The organism is Peribacillus sp. S4, assembly GCF_046715815.1.
GTDB classification, from domain to species: Bacteria; Bacillota; Bacilli; order Bacillales; family DSM-1321; genus Peribacillus; species Peribacillus frigoritolerans.
Genome location: NZ_CP175708.1, coordinates 208,437 through 230,502 on the forward strand (window position 1 = coordinate 208,437; position 22,066 = coordinate 230,502).

Genomic DNA, 22,066 nt, shown 5'->3' on the forward strand with positions numbered 1-22,066 from the left:
TTGGGCAATAAATTATCACCAATATCAAAAGCGTTTCTCGTTTTGATTTTTCTCATTCTCTATGCACCGATTTTCTTTTTAGTCTTTTACTCTTTTAACAGCGGTGGAACGATGTATGACTTTAAAGGGTTCACGATGGAGTGGTACAAGGAGCTGTTCCAAGATACGAGGCTGTTGATCATTGTATTGAATACACTTGTGATAGCTTTATTATCTGCACTGATCGCAACGATCATCGGGGTGATAGGGGCAATTGGAATTCGCTCCTTTACGAGCAGTAAAGCTAAGAATACGGTATTGTCATTGAATAATGTATTGATTGTCAGTCCCGATGTGATCATCGGTGCTTCCTTCCTGATTTTATTCACAATGGCCGGGATCAAGCTTGGATTCTACTCGGTACTGTTGTCACATATCGCCTTCAGTATCCCAATCGTTGTGCTGCTGGTCCTTCCGAAACTTCAGGAAATGAGCCCTACCTTAATTGATGCCGCCCGGGATTTAGGGGCAACCCGGTGGGATGTATTGACGAAAGTCACCCTTCCATACATCTTGCCAGGTATCTTTGCTGGTTTTTTTATGGCATTGACTTATTCACTTGATGATTTTGCGGTAACGTTCTTTGTGACCGGTAATGGTTTCTCCACTCTTTCCGTGGAAATCTATTCATTGGCCCGCCGTGGAATTTCATTGAATATCAATGCACTATCGACACTGCTGTTCGTCGTGACACTGCTGTTGGTTGTCGTCTATTACTTTATAACTCAACGTGTTAGGCAAACGGGAATGGGGGGGAAACGATGAAAAGGCTTCTGCAAATGTTTTTGCTCATTTCCCTCGTATCCGCTTTGCTGCTATATGCGATTTCAAGATTGAATTCAGCGCAGGGATTTACGAGCAGCAATACGCTTACCATCTATAATTGGGGCGATTACATCGATACGGATCTAATCGAACGTTTTGAAGAAGAAACAGGTATAAAGGTCATTTATGAGACGTTCGATTCGAATGAGGCCATGATGACTAAAATTGAACAGGGCGGTACCACTTATGATATTGCCATTCCGTCTGAGTATATGATCGATAAGATGAGGCAAGAAGACTTGCTGGTTCCCTTGGATCATTCCAAGCTTCCGAATTTGAAAAATATTGATGAGCGATTCATCGATCTGCCATTCGATCCGGAGAATAAATATTCCGTTCCGTACTTCTGGGGAACGGTTGGAATTGTTTACAATTCCAAGATGCTCGGTGGCAAAGAAATAACGGCCTGGGCGGATTTATGGGATAAAGATTTAAAAAATGAAATCCTTTTGACGGATGGCGCTAGAGAAGTGATGGGCATGGGTCTGAACTCTTTGAATTATTCATTGAATGATACAGATGAAGAACACCTTCAAGAGGCAAAAACCAAACTTGATGCCCTCACCCCGAATATTAAAGCGATAGTAGGAGATGAAAGCCGCATGCTATTGGAAGCCCAGGAGGCGGCGATTGGCCTTGTTTGGTCGGGAGTTGCTTCTGAAATCATGGCTGAAAATGAAGATCTCGAATACGTTGTTCCAAAAGAGGGGTCCAATTTATGGTTTGATAATATGGTCATCCCGAAAACAACGAAAAATGTCGATGCGGCCCACCAGTTCATCAACTTCATGCTGGACCCGAAAGTTGCAGCTCAAAATGCTGAATATGTAAGTTACTCGACGCCTAATAAAGAAGCACTTAAATATATGCCTGAAGAAGTGGTTAAGGATGAACGTTTCTATCCATCACCTGAACTGACGAAGAAACTGGAAGTGTACGAAAACCTTGGGAAGAAAAACTTGGCCCGTTACAATGAACTCTTCCTTGAATTCAAGATGCATCGTAAATAACAAAATAAATAAAGCATGGTGTAGGAATTCCCTCCGTACACCATGCTTTTTCGTTTGCTCGAAATTTACGAGTATTGCTCGAAACTTACGAGTAAAAGCCGAATTACACTCTGTTACCTATATATCAAGAGTTGATATATAGGTATAATACCGTTTTTTGTTATAATCATCCAAAATTTAATGTAAATCCATAACAGAATGAAATGCTCTAAAATATCTGCAGAGATATAAGTATGTTAGTATAATGATAGAGTTCATACATATTGAAGGTTAAGTTAAATCTTAAGGATTAATTAATATTTCCAAGCTATCATAATAGAAAACTTAAGGGAGATTATTCATGAAACTATTAAAAAGCACGAAGGCATATATTTGGGCAGGGAGCATTTTAATCATTGCCGGGATCATGGCATTTGCGATGATTTCGTCCATGGATAAGACAATTGCGAGTATCGATGGCGAGAAAATCAATGAGGATGAGCTGTATGACGCGCTTGTTGCGGGATACGGAGCAGATACTTTAGACCTGCTAATTACGAATAAATTGGTGGAATTGGAAGCGGAAAAAGCAGGAATCAAAATTAAGGATGAAGAAATCCAGAAAGAAATCGATGTTATGGTGGAGTCCTATGGTGATGAAAAGTCGTTAAAAGAGCAATTGGAAGCAAGCGGTTCTTCAATGGATGCTTTAAAAAAGGACATCGTGGTTTACCTGCAAACGAAAAAACTGGTCGAACCGAGAATTACCGTAACGGACGATGAAATCAGTACGTATTTTGAAGATAATAAAGATACATTTGCTCAAGCGGAACAAGTGGAAGCTAGTCATATTTTAGTCGAAGACGAAAAAACGGCTAAAAAGGTTGCGAAAGAACTTGCAGCAGGCGGTGATTTCGCTAAGTTGGCAGCTGAATATTCCACTGATACTGAAACGGCGGATAACGGTGGGAGCCTGGGGTATTTTGGAAAAGGCGATATGGTGGAAGAGTTTGAAGATGTTGCCTTTGATCTTGATATAAATAAAGTCAGTGATCCAGTCAAAACCGAATATGGGTACCATATCATAAAAGTAACCGGTAAGAAGGAAGCAAAAAAAGCTAATTTAGAAGACAGTAAAGAAGTAATTAAAGAAACGCTTCTTTCTGAAAGATTACAAGAGGAATATCCAGTTTGGTTAGCCGAAGTGAAAAAAGACCATGATATAACGAATAAATTGGAGGAATCTAACTAAGGTATCAAGTGAAGGATATACCGAAACAAAGAAGCTGAGGCAAAATGCCTCAGCTTTTATTATGGCTTGTACGATTTGGATGTTGATTTCCGCTTCAGGCACTCGCTTCCGCGGGCGGTCGTGGAGCCTCCTCGGCTTGCGCCTGCGGGGTCTCCCCTAGACGCGCTTTTCCCGCAGGAGTCTCGTACCTTTCACTCCAATCAACTCTGTTTTTAAATTTAGATAAAACCATCCCTATTAAGTTGAAGGTGTTGTTTGGGTTGTTCGGGAACTTCATTTGATGAAACGCACATTTTCCGGGCCCATTTTCTCTACAAAAAAAGCTGAGGCATAATGCCTCAGCTTTTTTATATTTTAGAAGTTGGATGAGATGGATTTTTGATTGGATAATCCTGATTTTTTAACAATTTCATCACTCTCTTTTTCACCTTTATCATTATTGGATTTCAATGATTGTGCTGGCGTTTCTTTCAGCTGTTTACCGGCAACGACCACTTTTGAACTGATGTCTTTTAATTCACTTGTTGCGTCCTTCGCTGTACCAAGGGCATCAGTGGAGATATCCTTTACTTCGGATACTTTACCCACCACGTCTTCATTGACGGTTTCATATAGTGTTTCAACGTCATTGATTGCCTCTTTAATCGTCTCCGTTGCCCCTTTGACTCCTGATACCATCTGTTCCTTCATTTCGCCGGGATTTTCCTTGACCTGTTCAATCATATTCATGGAGTTGTCTTTTAAAAGGACGGCAGATCGCTTTACTTTATTTCTCGTGTTGGAGTCGAGCAAGGTCAATGCACCGCCGACAAGCCCCCCGATTAGAATCCCTTTTAAAAGTTTGCTATTCGTTTGAGTTTCGATAGTTGTTTGAGTCATTTATATTTCCTCCTTTAGAATAGTAGATTGTTTGCTTATTTTGGGTTTTCCCTTATTTACCATAAGTTAAACTGGAAATAATAAACTATCATGGGATTGACATGATAAATAAAACAATAGTACTCTACATATAGTTAAATGACTGAACTACTTTTTGAGAGGTGCAACGATGACGAATGAAAAAGTTTCTGGATTGATTGATCGATATATGAAGGTTTCTTTCTATGTCAATAAGATGGGGGAGCTTTTAATAAAAGATCAGATTTGTGATGTGCTGACGAACGAACAATACTATACTTTACGGTTCATTCAACAACAGCGGTTGTGTACATCGACGGAAATCAGTGATGCCTTTTATATTAATAAGAGTGCGGTCACGTCCAACATCAACAGGCTGGAAGGCAAAGGATTGATAGAACGGGAACAGGACCAGGTTGACCGAAGGGTCTTCCATTTGAAGCTTTCCAAAGAGGGGCAAGCGTTGTTACAGGAAACGGAAAATAAGATTCATAAATTGGTAGAGAGCATCATGACGAAATTCGATTATGAAGAGATTGTTAAATTCCTTGATACATATGAGAAGCTTTCACAAATTTTCATTCAAATGAAGAATGAGGAATGGGAGGAATATAAATGAGGGGGATCATAAAGGGAAGATGGCTGGTCATTATCGTATGGGTTGCCATTACGGCAGGTTTATTGTTTGCGGCACCGAATATGGCGGAGCTTGTCCGGAATAAGGGCCAGCTGGATGTACCGGCAGAGTATTCCTCTGGGATGGCCAATGAGCTAATGAAAGAGATCCAGGATAAGGATGAGTCACAAGTTGCTCTCGTATTTCATGGTGATAAGAAGCTGTCTTCCCCGGAATTGAAAGAGATCGAGGTAGCGATCCAAAAGCTTGAAAAGAATAAAGCGGAGCTTGGCATCAAAGAGGTCATGACCCATTTTAAAGAGCCCTCGCTAAAAGGTCAGTTGGTCTCGGAGAACGAAACAACGGTTTTGACATCCATCACGATGGTCAAGGGGGACCGAGAAGCTAAGGAAGTGATCGATGCCCTTTATAAAGAGCTGGAGCAAGTGGATGTCGAGCATTATTACACAAGCAGCTGGATGATCGATGAAGATCTTAATGCCAATTCCCAAGAAGGGCTGAAGAAAACTGAAGGCATCACGGTTGTTTTCATTCTGGCTGTATTGCTGATAGTCTTCCGTTCAGTGGTGGCACCGGTCATTCCGTTGGTAACGGTAGGTTTCACTTATTTATGCTCCCAATCCATCGTCTCATTCCTGGTGGATAAATGGGACTTTCCGATTTCGTCTTACACCCAAATATTCCTGGTAGGTATTTTATTTGGAATAGGGACTGATTATTGCATCCTGCTGCTTAGTCGTTTCAAGGAAGAGCTATCGTCACAGGAGTCCTTGCCTGAAGCGATCGTTGAGACGTATCGAACTGCCGGTAAGACTATCTTCTTCAGCGGGCTGACCGTAATGATTGGCTTTGCGGCAATTGGTTTTTCTACTTTTAAGCTCTATCAATCTGCGGCGGCCGTTGCCATAGGGGTCTTCATTTTAATGATCGCCCTTTATACGATCGTTCCATTTTTCATGGCGGTTCTTGGCAAAAAGCTATTCTGGCCGGCAAAAGGGAAACTTGAGCATAGTGAAAGTAAACTATGGGGGATTCTCGGTAACTTCTCCTTGAACCGCCCATTATTGGCGCTTATGATCGTCGCAATCGTCTGTGTTCCCTTTTTGTTTATGTATGATGGGAAGATTTCATATAACTCCCTTGAAGAAGCGGGTGATGATGTTCCTTCCATCATGGCATTTAATATCATTTCCGATGAATTCGGACCAGGACAATCGATGCCAACACAGATTGTCATAAAGAATGACGAACGCATGGATTCGGAAGAGTACGTCGCACTTGCTGAAAAAATCAGCCAGGAAGTAGTCAAGGTGGATGAAGTCGATGTAGTTCGATCCATGACCCGCCCGACAGGAGAACCGATTAAGGATTTATTTGTAGCGAACCAGGCCGAAACCTTGGAAAAGGGAATCGGGGAAGGAAATGAAGGGATTAAACAAATCAGCGATGGATTGAAAACGGCAGGCAGTGAGCTTTCCGATTCAGGACCGCGATTGAAGCAAGCGACGGACGGAATAGGGGGGCTCATATCCGGGACCAATGAATTAAAGAGCGGCGTAGGTCAGGTGGAGAAGGCTTTAACAAGCATTGAAGCAGGCATTCGTGATGGGTCTTCAGGAACCGGGGACATAAAAAACGGATTGAATGAGGTCAAGGCAAACTTGGATAAGCTCGCCACCGGAAGCGGACAGCTTCTCGAAGGCTATAAACAATCAGCTAATGGGTTAAGTGAGCTCACAGGTCAATATAAAGAAATTCAAACTAACCTTACGGGTGTATCACAAAGCCTTGCCGGTTTAAATCCTTCTTTTGAGCAAATGGAAGCCACTCATCCAGAATTACAGGCTGATCAGTCCTATCAAACGATCAAGCAAACAGTGCAAGGGGCACAGGGTGGATTGGAGCCCATGGCAGCAGGCCTTTCAGAGCTCAATAGGAATCTTGGTTCAGTGTCCGGCGGTTTGAATACGGCGAATGAAAATATGGAAGAAATCGTAAAGGGTCAGAATTCTCTTGGGGAGGGCCTGAACCAATTGATTTCAGGCGTTGACAATTTACAAAAGGGTCTAAGCACCATGGCTAATGGTCAGGGGGAAGTCATAAATAATCTGTCAGGATTTAAAGGAGGCCTTACTAGCTTAAGTAATGGGCAGCAAGAACTCCTAAATGGTTTTTCAAGCCTGGGCGGGCAGCTTACTGATTTGACTGAGGGCTTAAATGAAAGTGCAGATGGTTTGAATGAAGTCCATGATGGACTATCGTCCGCACAGGGTTATTTATCAGGGCTGGCAAAAACGGATAAAACGGTAACAGGCATGTACATTCCCAAAGAAGTAGTGGAAAGCGAAGAATTCGGGGAAGCATTGAATGCGTATTTATCTGAAGATGGTAAAACCATGACCATGGATGTGGTATTCAAGGCGAATCCTTATTCCAATGATGCAATCGAGCGAATTGATTCGATTGAGGCAACCGTTGAAAGAGTAACGAAAGATACAAAGCTTGAAAACGCGCAGGTGGCGATAGGGGGAATCACAAGTACACATCATGACTTGGGCATGATGTCTGGGAAGGATTTCTCAAGGACGGTCGTTTTGATGCTGTCAGGTATTGCAATCATTCTCTTTTTCATGCTGCGATCCTTGATCATGCCTGTCTATTTGATTGTGTCGCTCGTATTGACTTATTATACAGCGGCAGCCATTACAGAGTTGATTTTTGTTAATATTCTCGGGTATGCCGGCATTGGCTGGGCAGTTCCTTTCTTTGCCTTCGTCATCTTGATTGCTCTTGGCATTGACTATAGCATTTTCTTGATGGATCGCTTTAACGAGTGGAAAGATAAGCCGGTCAAGGAAGCGATGTTACTGTCCATGAGAAAAATGGGAACGGTGATCATCTCGGCGGCTGTCATTCTGGGCGGAACCTTTGCTGCCATGATGCCAGCAGGAGTTTTATCGCTCTTGGAGATAGCCACTTTAATATTGGTGGGGCTTGCTTTATATGCGTTTGTCATCTTGCCATTGTTTATACCGGTTATGGTTGCAACGTTTGGAAACGCGAATTGGTGGCCGTTTTTAAAAAATAAGGAATAAAAGGGACTATAAAATAAAGAAGGCCTCCATTCGGATGCCTCCAGACTGTAGACAAAAGGGTTTCGGAATGCTTCTATTCCGAAACCCTTTTTGAATGATTATAAAATGGGAAATGGATTTAAAAGCTCGCCCGGTGGAGGAAGAATTACAATCATAAGTTCCATCATACACATAATCAGGCGTACCGGTTTTGTAAGCTGCATCTTCAACAGCTTCAGGTTTTCCAACTTTCTCAATCGGTGTTACTCTCGTCTACAACACAAATCTGTTACGTCTGCTGTTGCATGAAACGAATGTGTGGGATCAACAAATACATGCCCTGCACTCATTCGTTAAATGAAACATTTAGTTAAGAGGGGATGGAAAAGTGTTTGAATAAAAATTGCAGAAAGACTGTTGGCCCATGGAGTTCTGTCTAATTACTAAAACTCTGTTGACTGGAACGGAAGGTGCGAGACTCCTGCGGGAATACGAGTGCAGGGGAGACACCGCAGGCAGGCGCAAACGCCGAGGAGGCTCTCCGCGGACCCCGGGACCGCCTGCGGAAAGCGAGTGCCTGCAGTGGAATTCAACGCTCAACTTCCAAACTCTCAAAAAAACTGTAGACCAACTCGATGGAGTTTGCCTACAGTAAGAAATAAACAACTGAAACAAAAAAATATGTATTCCATTTCATAATTGGGGGATTCTTGTTTTATATTTCGCGATGATCTTTTGATTGTGTTCATCTGCCCCTTCGATATTACTGCTAAGGAATACGGGAGGGGTTTCCCCTGATTCAATAATCGTTTGGATGACTTGCGTGAAAACCATATTGAGGAGAACGGCCCCGACCACGGTCGATCCGGAACCAAAAGGTATATTATTTGATTTCAGTAATGTGTCACCTTTGGCAATATGATTGTCTATGACCAAATCAACGACATCGTGGAGATAATGCTTCTGTTTATGCCGTGAAGAACAACTTTTTGCATACTCCGGTGATGTTAGTCCAATAACGAATGCCCCTTTTTCTTTTGCGATAGTGGCTACATCTATCGGAACGGGATTTACGCCGGATGACGAAATGACAATACAAACATCACCAGGACGGATATCTTCATCAAGCATGAATTTCTCTGATAGGTCATTTTGGCGTTCAAGTTGGGATGACCTTGAAGCTCCTTTAAAAAGCATTAGATCTTCAACGAAAATTGGACGAATTGCGGCTAACCCACCTGCCCGGTAGAATACCTCTTCGGTCAAAATGTGGGAGTGTCCGCTTCCGAATAAATGGATGATCCCATCCGACATGACTGCTTTTGAGATATGTTCCACAGATTCCTTAATTGATTGCTTTTCCTGTTCTCCCACAATTGTGAGTAAAGCCTGCACTTCTTCAAAGTATGAGTTCATATATGTGACACCCTCCGATTACCTGTGGCAATTAAAAGACTATAGTGATGAAAATATTCCATTTTATCTGCTTATGTTGATAGTGAACTTATACCTGTCCGCACGATAAGCCGATTTAACATATTCAAGGGGAGTTCCGTCTATTAAGAACGTATTCCTTTGAATGAATAATATGGGTGAGTGCTTTGGAATTGCTAAATGGGTCACTTCCAATTCAGAAGCAATCGATGATTCCAACGTTTGTGAAGCATAGTCTATCTTTAGTTTGACGTAGTTCTCCACATATTGGTAAAGGGAAAGGTTAATGATTTCTTCCGTTAATCCTTTAATTAAATTGGCAGACATGTACACGGTCTCGAGCGCCATTGGAACATCATCAGCCAACCGAATGCGTTTTATTTCATAAACGGGAGCATAAAGGGAAATGTGCAATTCACTGGCAATCTTCTTATCAGCCGGAATGATTTCAAAGCTCAGCAGCTTGCTGCTTGGGTTTAATCCCCTGGCCTTCATGTCCTCGGTAAAACTGGTCAGCCCATTGAGCTGCTGCTCCAATTTCTTATCGGCGACAAAGGTTCCCCTTCCTTTCTGACGGTATAAGTATCCGTCATTCACCAAATTATTTATGGCTTGGCGGACGGTCATCCGGCTAATTTCGAATTGCTCGGCATATTCACGTTCAGATGGAAGGGCATCGTGCGCTTGGAACTCACCGTTTTCTATTTTTCTTTTTATTTGTTCTTCGATTTGAAAATAAATCGGAAGAGGTGAGTTTTTATCAATCATCGACTTTCGCTCCTTTAGGGTATTATCACTCCGGATAACGCTTTTTGGTCTGCGATAATTGTAACACTATTATGTTTTTTTAGGATAGATGCAGGAAATTCCTCTGAAATGTCACCGTGTATCAATTTCTTCAGTGTTTCGGCTTTTTCTTCACCAGAAATCAGCAGCAGAATTTCTTTGCTTTTCATGATTGTTGAAATGCCCATCGTAACGGCATGTGTCGGAACTTCGTCTATGGAGTCGAAATAACGTGCATTCGCTTGGCGCGTCGAATCTTCAAGTGTCACGACATGTGTACCGGATGTGAAGGAAGTTCCAGGTTCATTAAAACCAATATGGCCATTTTGGCCAATGCCAAGTATCTGAAGATCGATCCCGCCCACGAAATCAATCATTTCGTCATACCGTTGACATTCTCCATTCGTGTCATCGGCTGTGCCATTAGGCAGGTGGGTACGCTTTTTATTTATATTGATGTGAGTGAATAAGGAATGATCCATATAAAAATGGTAACTGTTTGGATCATTTGGTTTTAAGCCGATATACTCGTCAAGGTTAAAAGACGTTACATGTTCATATGAAGTATGATTACGTACGTGATCTTCAATCAAATTATCGTACATTCCTTTAGGGGTGCCGCCTGTTGCAAGGCCCAATTTGATATTCGGATTTCCTTTGACTTTTCCGATCACTATTTCTGCGGCTGTCCGGCTCATTTCCGTGTAGTCCTGCACTTGTATGATATTCATTATACATTCTCCTTTTTAAAAGCTAAATTTCCTCTGCAGAAAGTCATTTCAACGTCCAAGCGGTCATTCAATATTACAAGATCTGCGTCTTTGCCGACTTGGATGCTTCCTTTTCTGTCAAAAATCCGAAGTTGTTTGGCAGGGTTTTCCGCCGTCATTTTTATAATGTCAGTCATGGAACAACCGGTATATTCCATTGTGTTCTTGATGGCATCGTTCATTTTCAATATACTGCCGGCTAGTGTGCCGTCTGAAAGCGTTGCTTTCGTTTCGTCAACATTAACAGGCTGACCACCTAAATCATAGGTTCCCTTTTCAAGCCATTTGGCACGAAGTGAGTCCGTTATCAGTATCATTCGTTCGCTGGTAATTTGGTCATATGCGAGCTTGATCATTTCCGGCCTGCAGTGAATGCCGTCAGCAATAAGTTCAACATATAGCTCATCTCGAAGATAAGCAGCTCCCAAAACGCCAGGTTCGCGGTGATGGAGTCCACGCATCCCATTATAAAGATGTGTAACGTGGGTAGTCCCTGCCTGGATTGCTTCATCTATTTGGTCATATGTTGCATCTGAATGGCCGATGGAGGCGACGACGCCAGTTCCCCTTAAGTGGGCGGCAAGATCTAATCCGTTCGGTTGTTCAGGAGCAAGCGTTACAAGCTTGATTTGATTTTCGGCCATTTCCTGCCATCTTTTAAATAGAGTGACATCAGGATCAACGATATAATCCTCAGGCTGTGCTCCTTTACGGGCCGGTGAAATGAAAGGACCTTCTAAATGAACTCCAACTATTTCTGCATTTTCCTGAGTTTGATTTTCGATATATTTACCAGCATTAAGAAGTGCTGATTCAATGGCTTGGGTGGATTGGGTCATTGTAGTGGCCAGAAAGCTGGTGGTTCCTTCTTTAGGAAGGGTCTTTGCCATTGTGGATAATGCGTCATGTGTGGCATCCATTGCATCGGAATTGGATGCTCCGTGAATATGAATGTCGATGGCACCGGGAATTGCCTGATAATCCGGTGAAAGAGTAATCACCTTGGCATCATCGTCCTGTTTGTATTGGCTGGCTGGACCAACTTCGGCAATTTTTCCATCCACGACTTTAATGTACCCATTTTTGTATGTTTCCTTTTCGCTGTGAACCATCAGATTATTAATAATGAATGTTTTCATACATAATCTCCTTTATGAAAGTAAAACTTAATGAATGAGTCATGAAATAGTCTCATATATTTTGCCCTCATTTTATCGTTTTTATTAAAAGTTGTCTAGACCAGTTAGGGAGTATCAATAACAAAAATGATATTTTTACTATGTTTTCGAAGAATATAGTATATTTACAAGTAAATTGGTATAGACATCTATATATTTTCTGTGCTAGTATAATCCCAAAGAAAAGTTATTATATTGATAAAATGAAAACGCTTAATACATCTTGTTGTTGATCAAAGAAGTTAGGTACAAGGGAGATGAGTTCGATGTTAAATTTTTTACAAAAGATTGGGAAAGCTTTAATGTTACCGATTGCCGTTTTACCAGCAGCCGCGTTATTGCTTCGCTTAGGGCAACCGGATTTACTTGATATTGCCTTTATTGCCGCAGCTGGAAAGGCGATATTCGATAACCTTGCGATATTGTTCGCCTTGGGAATAGCGATTGGATTATCCAAAGATGGAAGTGGCGCTGCGGCATTATCAGGCCTTGTTGGATACTTTGTATTAACGAATGGTACACAAGCGATTGATAAAGAAATCAACATGGCTGTTTTAGGCGGTATTATATCGGGGATAGTTGCCGCTCTTCTATATAATAGATACTCCGACATAAGACTCCCTGAATGGCTTGGATTCTTTTCAGGAAAACGATTCGTCCCGATCATCACTTCGCTTGCGATGATCATACTTGCGGGAATATTCGGTTTTGTGTGGCCGCCGATTCAAGATGTAATAAATAGTGTCGGTGACTGGATTACAGGTGCAGGGGCATTGGGTGCCGGCGTATTCGGCGTATTGAATCGCTTATTGCTTCCAGTAGGATTGCATCATGTCTTGAATAGTATGGTTTGGTTCGTCTTTGGTGAGTACAATGGAGCGACGGGTGATATAAATCGTTTCTTCGCAGGGGACCCGTCTGCTGGGCCCTTCATGACCGGCTTTTTCCCGATCATGATGTTCGGTCTTCCAGCTGCAGCATTAGCGATGATTGCAGCTGCTAAGAAAGAGAAACGTAAATTGGTGACAGGGATGCTTGTTGGATTGGCTTTCACTTCTTTCCTTACAGGAATCACTGAACCGATTGAATTTCTATTTATGTTCATCGCACCGGTGTTATATGTAATACATGCCCTTTTAACCGGGGTCTCTCTGGCACTTGCTGTTATATTGGATATCCATCATGGGTTTGGATTCTCCGCAGGAGCCATTGATTATTTCTTGAACTTTGGTATTGCGCAAAAACCGCTATGGTTAATCCCGATTGGATTGGTATACGCGGCAGTTTACTTCGTGATTTTCTATTTTGTCATCAAGATCATGGATTTAAAAACACCTGGCCGTGAAGACGATGAGGAAGAAGTGGAAGAAGAAACTATTGTGAAAACAGGGGATAAATATACCGATATGGGATCGCTTTTCATTCAAGATCTTGGCGGTAAAGAGAATATAAAGCTAATTGATAACTGTGCAACACGCTTGCGTTTACAAGTGGCCGATTCAGGAAATGTGAATGAAGCAGCCTTAAAACGGCATGGTGCCCGCGGTGTCATGAAGTTGAATAAATCGAGTGTACAGGTCATTGTTGGAACGAATGTTGAATTCGTTGCAAATGCAATGAAACAGCTTGTCAAGGATGGAGTCGACCCAAGCCAAGTGAAAACAAGTCCATCTGCACAAGTGGCAGAGGATATAGTAGAGGAAAACCAAGCTTTGGGTGCAAATGACTTTGTCCTTCCAATTGAAGGAACCATTTTACCGATAGAACAAGTTCCCGATCAAGTGTTTGCCATGAAAATGATGGGGGATGGCTTTGCTATCGAGCCAGTCAACGGAAAACTAGTATCCCCAATCGATGGGGAAGTTCTAAGTATCTTCCCGACAAATCATGCACTGGGCTTGAAAATGGAGAATGGTCTGGAAATTCTGATCCATGTTGGTTTGGATACAGTTAAATTAAATGGAGAAGGGTTCACAGCTCTTGTTCAAGAAGGCCAAAGAATAACAAAGGGAACACCTCTTTTGGAAATTGATTTAGATTTCATTAAACGGAATGCACCATCAACGGTCACTCCTATTATATTCACTAACTTACCTGAAGGAACGGCAGTGAAGTTGCAAAAGTCAGGGATCCAGAAACAAAATACACCAGATATCATCCAGTTGGAAAAACTATAAATTTGTAAAAAGGGATGTCGACTTGTCGACATCCCTTTAGATTGTAGACAAACTCAAAGAAAAGTGAGTTTGTCTACAGTTTTTTTATGACTTGTACAATTTGGATGTTGATTTCCAAATCCAGGCACTCGCTTTCCGCGGGCGGTCGGGGAGCCTCCTCGGCTTGCTCCTGCGGGGTCTCCCCAAGACGCGCTTTTCTAAGCAGGAGTCTCGAACACCCGCTCCAATCAACTATGTTATAAAATTCAGATGGAAACCATGCCCGAGGAGTTGGAGGTGTTGGTTTGAATCAGTTGATTCGGGAATATAATTTGATGAATTATACGTTTTACGAACCACATCTTTCTTGATAAATTGTCATAATCAAAACAAACGGGTGCCCCATTGGCCGGATCTATCATAACCCTTGCATGAATACGAAAGACTTCCTCTAAAACGGCAGGTGTAATTATTTCCCCTTCCTTCATCGTTATGATTTCATGTGAAAACCGGGACGCATGGTTAATATCATGCAATACCATGACAGTCGTTATTTTTTGTTCTTTATTAAGCTTTTCAACTATTTGCAAAACCTCTAGTTGATGAGCCATATCATCAAGGTAGGTGGTTGGCTCATCCAATAATAAAATCTCCGTTTTCTGTGCTAAAGCCATTGCCAGCCAAACCTTTTGTCTTTGACCACCGGATAGATTGGCGATTTGCCGGTTTCGAAATGGCTGGAAGCCCATCTCTCCATTGGAACAAAAAGTGGTTCCGTGAGGAGGAGGAGAAGTTTCTTTCCCGATTGAATCAAGGAAAGGATGGTGATATTTCCTTTTTGCTTGGCGTGGGGAAGCTGGAAGGCACCCATAAAAGCGGCACGAATGAAAATGCTTTGGAATTATCAAAACGATTATCCTTGAAGGATAGCAGAGTGAATGTTCAATTCAACGAGTCTGAAGGGGAAGGGCATCTTTCAGTTTTGCCGCCTTTGATTAACAGGGCTTTGCGTTTTGCTTTGAAGAGAAATGTGACTGGTAAGAAATAGGACTTTCTCAGTAAATCCACGGAAGGCACTTGACCAGTAAGTTATAAATATATATCATTACCTGTAGATTATGATTGATAATGATTATCATTATTGGTTGGCTAGGAGATAGCTAACAAACATTCACTATCGAAAATTTGAAAAAATTATGAAGGAGGACAATGACTGATGACCAACCGTTTTGTGAATGAAAATGGGATCTACAATGAATTAATAATTGAAGAAGGTCGAAATTCCCTTTGGCCCGCCTTTTTGGTTATTCCAGAAGGCTGGTCATTGATATATCGAGAGGACTGCTGGAAATACATAAAACTAGTTGCTAGCATTGATGGAACAAAATGAAAGTAAGGATGCAAATGGACCCTAAAATAGTAGTTAGCATCGTTTATGTCATAGCGATGTTCATGGTTTCGATGGACGGGACGATTGTCAATGTGATCCTGCCAACGATCAGTAGTGAATTTAACCTTGATCCCTCTTCAGCCAGTGGCATTAATGTTGGATATTTAGTAAGCCTGGCTGTATTCCTTCCGGTAGCTGGGTGGCTTGGGGATCGTTTTGGAACCAAGAAAATCTTCTTGATGGCATTGGGTGTCTTTACGGCAGCCTCCTTTTTATGCGGATTCGCTAATAATCTTCAAACCTTGAATTTGTTCAGGGTTTTGCAGGGGGCAGGAGGCGGGATCCTTACACCAATTGGAATGGCCATATTATTTAGAACGTTCTCTGTTGAAGAACGCCCAAAGGTGTCCCGTTCCCTTGTGCTTCCCATAGCATTCGCACCAGCTGTTGGTCCGATTGTTGGCGGATTCCTTGCGGAGCAGCTGTCTTGGCGTTGGGCATTTTATATAAATGTCCCTTTCGGAATTATGGTCCTGATATTCGGTGTATGGTTTTTAAAAGAAAATAAAGAATCAACTGCTGGCAGATTGGACCTTCCAGGATTCTTATTGTCAGCTGCAGGCTTTTCCATGCTGATGTATGCAATGAGCTTAGGGCCATCTAAAGGATGGGGTTCCCCCGTTATCATGTATACAGGAATTATCGGTGCAGTTCTTGTTCTCTCATTTATTCTATTGGAGCTGCGTGTGAACGAACCAATGCTTGATTTGCGTTTATTATCCGATCGATTGTTTCGTACATTGGGCATCATTTCATTATTTTCAATGGCGGGCTTATTGGGGATGCTCTTCGTGTTCCCGTTAATGTATCAAAGTTCGCTTCATGCTTCAGCTTTAGAAAGCGGGCTGACCACTTTCCCGGAAGCTATAGGTTTGATGGTGGCCTCCCGGATGATGCCTTGGACTACGAAGAAACTGGGCATACATCAGGTGATCCGGATAGGGCTGCTTGGTACAATCATCATTTATACATTGATCAGCATTGTCGGGCCGACAGCCAACCCCTGGTTCCTTCGTGCCTTATTATTTAGCGTCGGTATCTGTTTGGGACATACTGTTGTGGCCGTACAGTTTTCCACTTTCACCAATATCAACTCTGCTTCGATGGGAATGGCGGCCACATTGTTCAATGTCCAAAACCGGATTGGCTCGGCCATTGGTGTAGCCATCCTAGCCAGCATTCTGGGGGAAGTGGGCACTAGCTCGATAGGAACGAATGGGGAGCACCATGTTAATTTAATATCCTATCAATTTGCTCTCCTAGGTTCTGTGGCTTTGCTCGTCATAGCCCTATTATTTGCGATGCGTTTGAAAAAGGATGATTTTAAGGCCAAGATACCGAAACAACATATGTCTAAATCCCTTGATGTAAAACAGGTCAGAAGCGGATAAGTAACAGGAAGGCCACTGTGATTTTGCCAGTGACCTCCCTTTCATTTTGCTAGCTGCACAGGGACTGCCTACATTTTGCGGCTGAAAAAAAGAGCCTGTTTTATTGCAAACAGGCTCTGGAAATCAGTTCTTAAGACTTAGTGGAGAAGAGTATTATGCATTCGAGCATATACCGGTTATTTCCGAAGCGTCAACGATACGCTGAACTTCAGATCCCTCAAGTGTCTCTTTTTTCAATAACTCTTCAACGAGTTCTTCATACTGTAGGCGATTCGAGTCAATCAACATTTCCGTTTCCTGAATCGCTTTCGTGAATAATTCCTGCATCTTTTGCTCCTTCTCACCTTTATTGAAGGTGAGGGTGAATCCATCTTGAAGCATTCCGGTATCGACCATTTGTTCCAGCAGATGTTTCGCCTGCTGTACATCTCCGCCTACACCTATGCTATGTTCCCCTAGATACATTCTTTCCGCCACGCCGCCTGCCAAAATCATTTTGACTTGATCAAGCAATTCACTGGCTGTTGCCAGATGGAGCTCTTTTGGTATCGGCGCTACATATCCAAGGGCTTCCCCACGCGGAATGATGGTCGCCTTTCTAACGGAGCCAGGCTTTGTCAAAGCAGCAATCAGGGCATGTCCACTTTCATGAATGGCCACACGCCGCTTCGTATCCGCATCATTCAAAGTACGTGATGTCGCTCCAAGTATCGTACGGTCAATCGCGTAATCAAGATCCTGTTTACGAATCATATCCTGTTCATTCCTCAGGGCATGACGTGAGGCAGTATCGAACAGGGAGCTTAAGTCAGCGCCGGAGAAACCGGATGTACTTTCAGCCAACTCATCCAGGGAAGCCAGGACATCTGTCGCTAGACGCTTTCCCTTCGTATGGATATCGATGATTTCCTTTCTTCCTTGTGTATCCGGAAGTGGGACTTGGAAAGAGAAATCGATCCTGCCCGGACGTAGAAATGCCTCATCGAGCATATCTTTCCGGTTGGTCGCTGCAATGAATAAAATGCCTTCATTTGGATGGCCCCCATCCAATTGGACAAGCAGTTCGGTCAACGTTTTTTCGCCTTCTTCCCCGCCGTGGGGTTTCCTTTTACCAGCCAATGCGTCCACTTCATCGATGAAAATGACAGCTGGCGATTGTTTACGTGCATTTTGGAAAAGGCTGCGGACACGGGCTGCACCGACTCCAACAAACATTTCGTTGAAGGCTGAACCGCTCGTTGTGAAGAAGTTTGCACCAAGCTCTTTTGCAATTGCCTGTGCAAGCAGCGTTTTCCCCGTTCCAGGAGGGCCGTATAATAAAATGCCTTGAGGCGGCTTAATTCCAATTTTAGCTGAACGTTCAGGTTCCTTTAGTGTAGTAAGTGTCTGAAGGATCTCCTGTTTGATTTCGGATTGCAAACCGCCTACATCATCCAAAGTTATCTCTGGCAGGGGTTTTGGGGTGGAAAGGCTTTGTTTTTTGCTGCCAATCCGCAATCCGCCCTTTGATTTTTTCTGTATAATGACACCGGTTGTGACGAGAGCCGCCATTAAACCGCCTAAAATCCATAATGCTGATTTATTAGTTGATGAAAAAGAATATTGAACGTTATAAGTTTCGACAAGTTTATTGATCATTTGACTGTTGGGAGGAATACTTGAAACGTATTCTCCATCTGGTGTGGAGATGTGAAGAGTGCCATTTCTTTTTTCTTCAATGGTGACAGGAGCTCCATTTTGGGCTTTAATCGTTTTTTCCACCGATGAAAAAGGAATGACCATATCCTTTGACTGAGTAACAGCATACCAACTGATTCCAGCAATTATCACAATGAGAGCCGTAAGGAACGGCAGCAATTTCGAAACTAATTTAGAGTTCGAGTTCAATTTTTCATCTCCTTTAAGAATATATATTCAGTATAAAATTTTTAAACATGTAATCTATAGGTCTTTATACCTTAAATTAAAGGTAAATAATGTTAAATGCAAGAAATAACACTTATGTATGAGAGTTTAAAGAGTCCGGAATTCAGAAATATTTAATCTATCCGGGATATTAGACTTTTTAAATGCGAAATGCTAAAGTGAAATGGTCTAAGTCATGAAAAAATAAAATGGTAGAAGAGTGTGAAGTTCTATGAGTAAATTTATAAAAGACTATATGATTACGATGAAGGATATCGTTAGAGAAGGGGATCCCATTCTGCGTCAGGTAACGGATGAAGTTAGCCTGCCGATTTCGGATGAAGATCGTGAAACGCTCGAATGCATGATGCAATACCTGAAAAACAGTCAGGATCCAAAACTCCAAAAGAAGTTCAACTTGCGTGAAGGAGTTGGGTTGTCTGCCAATCAGATAGGCTTGAATAAACGCATGTTCGTCATGTATTTTCCCGACGAAAAGGGGAAGCTGTTTGAATATGCCCTTGTGAATCCGAAAATCATCAGCCATTCCGCCACAATGATCTATTTACCGCAAAGTGAAGGCTGCCTTTCTGTCGACCGTGATATTAAAGGATATGTACCGCGTTATGAACGGGTTAAAATCAAAGCTTTAGACGGTAATGGTGAGGAAATAGAGATGCGGCTGAAGGGCTTTGCTGCAATCGTGTTTCAACATGAGCTAGATCATTTGAACGGGATGATGTTTTATGACCGGATCAATACCGAAAACCCTTTCAAGCTTCCGGAAAACGTGGAAGTGAAAAGTCTGTAAAACCCAAAAAGGCAAAGCGCCATGCTTTGCCTTTTTACCGTTTTATGGCTTTAGGAATCATATCTTCTTCCATATGCTTCAGCAAATCACTGAAAATGGCCAGGCTCATTTGCTGGTATCCTTCTGAAGTGAGGTGGATGCCATCATCGCTAATCAAGGGACCCAAGTCACCGGAGGATTTAATATGGGAACGGACGTCGATCAAAGGCACCTTTAGTTCCTCTGCAAGGCTTTTCAATTGGCGATTATACATCCCATGCCAATGTTCAATACCGCCGACATGGGAAACGAAATGCCCGATTGAATGACCGAACTTATCGGCGATGGATCTGTAATATCTGGCAGGATCCAGTGGCGGAAGAGTTAAAAGGAAAGGGGTTATATGCTTGTCCTGAACCTGCTTGACAAGTTGTGTGACATTTTCCAGGTAGCGTTCGATTGGAACGATGGGCTCATGGTCACCTTCTGGATTCTTGGCTACTTCGTCCCAATGGAAGTTACAGTCATTTCCACCGACCTCTATTAATACGATATCGGGATTTTCCGACATGACGTCTTTCTCGATCCGGCTAACCAACAGGTCGGAGTTATCATTGAAAACCCCTTTATTCAAAACTTCGACGAATGGCAAAGATTCTGTTAGCTTAGCTAAAGAGTTTGGATAATTTTCTTTAATGATGCGAAGGCGCCCCCTAACATAAGAGATGCCTCTGGTTAAACTGTCTCCAAAACATACGATCTTCAAACTTCTCACCTCGGTATGTGAATGTGTTACTTATATTTTAGTAGTGGAATGATATTTCGGCAATCTTCACCTCCTTTATAGAGGAGATGAAAATACAAAAAGCGCTGGGAGTGCAGCGCTTTTTGTTTATTGTAAGGATTCCTTTTTTGAAGGTGTTTCCACCCTTGTTTTTCCCATGAAGAACACAGTAATGGCTGCAAGACCGATCGGAATGAGGGCCAAGGTGAAGATGAATGAAATCGAATCGGACATCGCATGAACGATTTTATCCAGGATAAAATCCGGAATCTCCGCACGTGCTTCCGATTGGAAGAGCTGACGTGGGTCCTCCATCAATCTTGCTGTATCCGGACTTCCTTGCATTCCTTTAAACGCATCCGTCATTTTACTTGTGAATACATTGTTCTGAATCGCTCCATAAATCGTTACACCGAGTGTCATCCCAAAAGAACGAAGGAAGGAGTTTGTTGAGTTGGCCGACCCCCGGAATCTAGGTTCCAAGTTGTGGATGGATGCTATAGGCAAAAGGGAGAAGGAAAAGCCCATGCCAAATCCAGTCAAAATCATGTACAAAGTTAATAAAGTCCTGCTGGTATCAGGGGTGATGGTTCCTAATAAAAGCATTCCTGCAAAATAACAGATGACGGAAACCGTCATTAAGTTACGAAAGCTTGTCTTTGTATTGAATATCCCGCCAATTGCACTGCCGAATACAGAACCAAGCATCATGGGAGTTAGGATCAGTCCGGCATTTGTTGCGGAACCACCGTAAACTGCCTGCACGAAAATCGGGATATAGACGGTTAAGATAATGAATGTACCGCCATAAAGAATGGCTAAAATTTGAGAAGTGGCAAATAATCGCCTTTTAAACAGCCATAATGAAATGATTGGATCACTTGCTCTTTTTTCGAAAAAGAAAAATGAAACGAAGAAAACCACAAAACTGGCAAACAGGCCTATGATGGGAGAGGAACTCCAACCATACTCCCCGCCTAGTTCAAGAGCGAACATTAAGCTGATAACTGCTATGACGAGAGTTGCTGCGCCACCCCAATCAATTTTTTGCTCCTGGGGGTTGGGTGACTCCTTGTAATAATTCCAGATGAAAAATAAAGAAATGATTCCAATCGGAACATTGACGTAGAAAATCCAGTGCCAGCTGGAGTATTCAGTAATATAAGCACCTAAAAGTGGTCCCAATACGCTTGATGCCCCAAATACAGCACCGAAAAGGCCAGTTAATTTTCCCCGTTTTTCAGGTGGGAAAATATCAAAAATGATTGTAAAGGCAATAGGCATCAAGGCGCCTCCGCCGATCCCTTGGATTGCACGGAAGATACTTAACTGTACTATGCTCTGGGCCATGCCACATAATGCGGAGCCGATTAAAAAGACTATAAGTCCAAAAATAAAAAACCTCTTTCTTCCGTACATATCGGAAAGCTTACCGAATATCGGCATACTTGCCATCGTGGCGACCATATAGGCAGATGTCACCCATACAAACTTATCAAATCCGCCTAAATCAGAAACGATCGTTCCCATCGCAGTCGCAACAATCGTATTATCCATTGCTGACATCAGGATACCCAGTAGTAAACCGGCAACAATGAATTTTTGTTTTTTTTGAGCGTTCATTTATTTTCCTCCTTCGTATCAACCAGCTCATGAATTTGCTTTACATGGTTGAAGGGTAAACGTTAAGATGAAACAAAACATTTATC

General features: G+C 42.4%; 18 protein-coding genes and 1 pseudogene. 10 read left to right on the forward strand and 9 right to left on the reverse strand.

Annotated elements, in window-relative coordinates; all coding sequences use genetic code 11:
* The 3 genes from ACJ9PY_RS01170 to ACJ9PY_RS01180 all read left to right on the forward strand — a co-directional run bounded on the left by ACJ9PY_RS01170 (position 1) and on the right by ACJ9PY_RS01180 (position 3,105).
* Positions 1 to 804, forward strand: a complete 804-nt coding sequence (locus tag ACJ9PY_RS01170) for an ABC transporter permease (RefSeq protein WP_411739352.1) — start codon at positions 1 to 3, stop codon at positions 802 to 804.
* The gene (locus tag ACJ9PY_RS01175) at positions 801 to 1,874 is read left to right on the forward strand and encodes a PotD/PotF family extracellular solute-binding protein (protein WP_057276338.1); all 1,074 of its coding nucleotides are present in this window, start codon (positions 801 to 803) and stop codon (positions 1,872 to 1,874) included. The genes ACJ9PY_RS01170 and ACJ9PY_RS01175 overlap by 4 nt, the downstream gene beginning before the upstream one ends.
* 340 nt (positions 1,875 to 2,214) lie before the next feature.
* Positions 2,215 to 3,105: a peptidylprolyl isomerase gene (locus ACJ9PY_RS01180; RefSeq protein ID WP_411739353.1), complete on the forward strand. Its 891-nt coding sequence runs from the start codon at positions 2,215 to 2,217 to the stop codon at positions 3,103 to 3,105.
* Between the two features lie 354 nt (positions 3,106 to 3,459).
* Here the strand turns inward: ACJ9PY_RS01180 and ACJ9PY_RS01185 are convergent, their stop codons facing one another.
* Positions 3,460 to 3,984, reverse strand: coding sequence for a hypothetical protein (locus ACJ9PY_RS01185; RefSeq protein ID WP_063574515.1), 525 nt, complete (start codon positions 3,982 to 3,984; stop codon positions 3,460 to 3,462).
* 169 nt (positions 3,985 to 4,153) lie between these two features.
* Between ACJ9PY_RS01185 and ACJ9PY_RS01190 the strand changes: the two genes are divergently transcribed.
* Positions 4,154 to 4,621 (forward strand): MarR family winged helix-turn-helix transcriptional regulator, encoded by a 468-nt coding sequence (locus ACJ9PY_RS01190; protein ID WP_411739354.1) that lies wholly within the window; start codon positions 4,154 to 4,156, stop codon positions 4,619 to 4,621.
* The gene (locus ACJ9PY_RS01195; RefSeq protein WP_411739355.1) at positions 4,618 to 7,734 is read left to right on the forward strand and encodes an MMPL family transporter; all 3,117 of its coding nucleotides are present in this window, start codon (positions 4,618 to 4,620) and stop codon (positions 7,732 to 7,734) included. Before ACJ9PY_RS01190 ends, ACJ9PY_RS01195 begins: the two co-directional genes overlap by 4 nt.
* A gap of 672 nt (positions 7,735 to 8,406) precedes the next feature.
* Here ACJ9PY_RS01195 and ACJ9PY_RS01200 read toward each other — a convergent pair.
* The 4 genes from ACJ9PY_RS01200 to nagA all read right to left on the reverse strand — a co-directional run bounded on the left by ACJ9PY_RS01200 (position 8,407) and on the right by nagA (position 11,842).
* Positions 8,407 to 9,129 carry an SIS domain-containing protein gene (locus ACJ9PY_RS01200; protein ID WP_411739356.1) on the reverse strand — a complete coding sequence of 241 codons (723 nt, stop codon included), beginning with the start codon at positions 9,127 to 9,129 and terminating at the stop codon, positions 8,407 to 8,409.
* 63 nt (positions 9,130 to 9,192) lie between these two features.
* On the reverse strand, positions 9,193 to 9,915 hold the full coding sequence (locus ACJ9PY_RS01205; RefSeq protein ID WP_034304859.1) for a GntR family transcriptional regulator: 723 nt from the start codon (positions 9,913 to 9,915) through the stop codon (positions 9,193 to 9,195).
* A gap of 14 nt (positions 9,916 to 9,929) precedes the next feature.
* Positions 9,930 to 10,664 (reverse strand): glucosamine-6-phosphate deaminase, encoded by a 735-nt coding sequence (nagB, locus tag ACJ9PY_RS01210; RefSeq protein ID WP_411739357.1) that lies wholly within the window; start codon positions 10,662 to 10,664, stop codon positions 9,930 to 9,932.
* The gene (nagA, locus tag ACJ9PY_RS01215) at positions 10,664 to 11,842 is read right to left on the reverse strand and encodes an N-acetylglucosamine-6-phosphate deacetylase (protein ID WP_411739358.1); all 1,179 of its coding nucleotides are present in this window, start codon (positions 11,840 to 11,842) and stop codon (positions 10,664 to 10,666) included. Before nagA ends, nagB begins: the two co-directional genes overlap by 1 nt.
* A 305-nt stretch (positions 11,843 to 12,147) precedes the next feature.
* Between nagA and nagE the strand changes: the two genes are divergently transcribed.
* On the forward strand, positions 12,148 to 14,058 hold the full coding sequence (gene nagE / locus ACJ9PY_RS01220) for an N-acetylglucosamine-specific PTS transporter subunit IIBC (protein WP_411739359.1): 1,911 nt from the start codon (positions 12,148 to 12,150) through the stop codon (positions 14,056 to 14,058).
* Between the two features lie 350 nt (positions 14,059 to 14,408).
* Here nagE and ACJ9PY_RS01225 read toward each other — a convergent pair.
* A pseudogene (locus ACJ9PY_RS01225) lies at positions 14,409 to 14,786 on the reverse strand (ABC transporter ATP-binding protein); the annotation flags it as partial.
* 56 nt (positions 14,787 to 14,842) lie between these two features.
* On the opposite strand from ACJ9PY_RS01225, the gene ACJ9PY_RS01230 reads away from it, so the two are divergent.
* The 3 genes from ACJ9PY_RS01230 to ACJ9PY_RS01240 all read left to right on the forward strand — a co-directional run bounded on the left by ACJ9PY_RS01230 (position 14,843) and on the right by ACJ9PY_RS01240 (position 16,878).
* Positions 14,843 to 15,085, forward strand: a complete 243-nt coding sequence (locus ACJ9PY_RS01230) for a hypothetical protein (protein WP_411739360.1) — start codon at positions 14,843 to 14,845, stop codon at positions 15,083 to 15,085.
* A 168-nt stretch (positions 15,086 to 15,253) separates the two neighbouring features.
* A complete protein-coding gene (locus tag ACJ9PY_RS01235; protein WP_268565335.1) occupies positions 15,254 to 15,427 on the forward strand; it encodes an MbtH family NRPS accessory protein in 174 nt (57 codons plus the stop codon).
* Positions 15,424 to 16,878, forward strand: coding sequence for a DHA2 family efflux MFS transporter permease subunit (locus ACJ9PY_RS01240; protein ID WP_098866094.1), 1,455 nt, complete (start codon positions 15,424 to 15,426; stop codon positions 16,876 to 16,878). The genes ACJ9PY_RS01235 and ACJ9PY_RS01240 overlap by 4 nt, the downstream gene beginning before the upstream one ends.
* A gap of 153 nt (positions 16,879 to 17,031) precedes the next feature.
* Here ACJ9PY_RS01240 and ACJ9PY_RS01245 read toward each other — a convergent pair whose 3' ends face one another.
* On the reverse strand, positions 17,032 to 18,765 hold the full coding sequence (locus ACJ9PY_RS01245) for an AAA family ATPase (RefSeq protein ID WP_411739361.1): 1,734 nt from the start codon (positions 18,763 to 18,765) through the stop codon (positions 17,032 to 17,034).
* A gap of 250 nt (positions 18,766 to 19,015) precedes the next feature.
* Between ACJ9PY_RS01245 and def the strand changes: the two genes are divergently transcribed.
* Positions 19,016 to 19,594, forward strand: a complete 579-nt coding sequence (gene def, locus ACJ9PY_RS01250; protein WP_048688779.1) for a peptide deformylase — start codon at positions 19,016 to 19,018, stop codon at positions 19,592 to 19,594.
* 34 nt (positions 19,595 to 19,628) lie between these two features.
* Here the strand turns inward: def and ACJ9PY_RS01255 are convergent, their stop codons facing one another.
* Complete coding sequence (locus tag ACJ9PY_RS01255; protein ID WP_411739362.1) at positions 19,629 to 20,339, reverse strand: SGNH/GDSL hydrolase family protein; 711 nt, start codon at positions 20,337 to 20,339, stop codon at positions 19,629 to 19,631.
* Positions 20,340 to 20,465: 126 nt separating this feature from the next.
* The gene (locus tag ACJ9PY_RS01260; RefSeq protein ID WP_411739363.1) at positions 20,466 to 21,980 is read right to left on the reverse strand and encodes an MDR family MFS transporter; all 1,515 of its coding nucleotides are present in this window, start codon (positions 21,978 to 21,980) and stop codon (positions 20,466 to 20,468) included.
* Positions 21,981 to 22,066: the final 86 nt, after the last annotated feature.

Coding starts and splice junctions, on each gene's coding strand:
- ACJ9PY_RS01175 (WP_057276338.1), top strand. CDS start 801: ATGAAAAGGCTTCTGCAAATGTTTTTGCTCATTTCCCTCGTATCCGCT.
- ACJ9PY_RS01180 (WP_411739353.1), top strand. CDS start 2,215: ATGAAACTATTAAAAAGCACGAAGGCATATATTTGGGCAGGGAGCATT.
- ACJ9PY_RS01185 (WP_063574515.1), bottom strand. CDS start 3,984: ATGACTCAAACAACTATCGAAACTCAAACGAATAGCAAACTTTTAAAA.
- ACJ9PY_RS01190 (WP_411739354.1), top strand. CDS start 4,154: ATGACGAATGAAAAAGTTTCTGGATTGATTGATCGATATATGAAGGTT.
- ACJ9PY_RS01195 (WP_411739355.1), top strand. CDS start 4,618: ATGAGGGGGATCATAAAGGGAAGATGGCTGGTCATTATCGTATGGGTT.
- ACJ9PY_RS01200 (WP_411739356.1), bottom strand. CDS start 9,129: ATGAACTCATACTTTGAAGAAGTGCAGGCTTTACTCACAATTGTGGGA.
- ACJ9PY_RS01205 (WP_034304859.1), bottom strand. CDS start 9,915: ATGATTGATAAAAACTCACCTCTTCCGATTTATTTTCAAATCGAAGAA.
- nagB (WP_411739357.1), bottom strand. CDS start 10,664: ATGAATATCATACAAGTGCAGGACTACACGGAAATGAGCCGGACAGCC.
- nagA (WP_411739358.1), bottom strand. CDS start 11,842: ATGAAAACATTCATTATTAATAATCTGATGGTTCACAGCGAAAAGGAA.
- nagE (WP_411739359.1), top strand. CDS start 12,148: ATGTTAAATTTTTTACAAAAGATTGGGAAAGCTTTAATGTTACCGATT.
- ACJ9PY_RS01235 (WP_268565335.1), top strand. CDS start 15,254: ATGACCAACCGTTTTGTGAATGAAAATGGGATCTACAATGAATTAATA.
- ACJ9PY_RS01240 (WP_098866094.1), top strand. CDS start 15,424: ATGAAAGTAAGGATGCAAATGGACCCTAAAATAGTAGTTAGCATCGTT.
- def (WP_048688779.1), top strand. CDS start 19,016: ATGAGTAAATTTATAAAAGACTATATGATTACGATGAAGGATATCGTT.
- ACJ9PY_RS01260 (WP_411739363.1), bottom strand. CDS start 21,980: ATGAACGCTCAAAAAAAACAAAAATTCATTGTTGCCGGTTTACTACTG.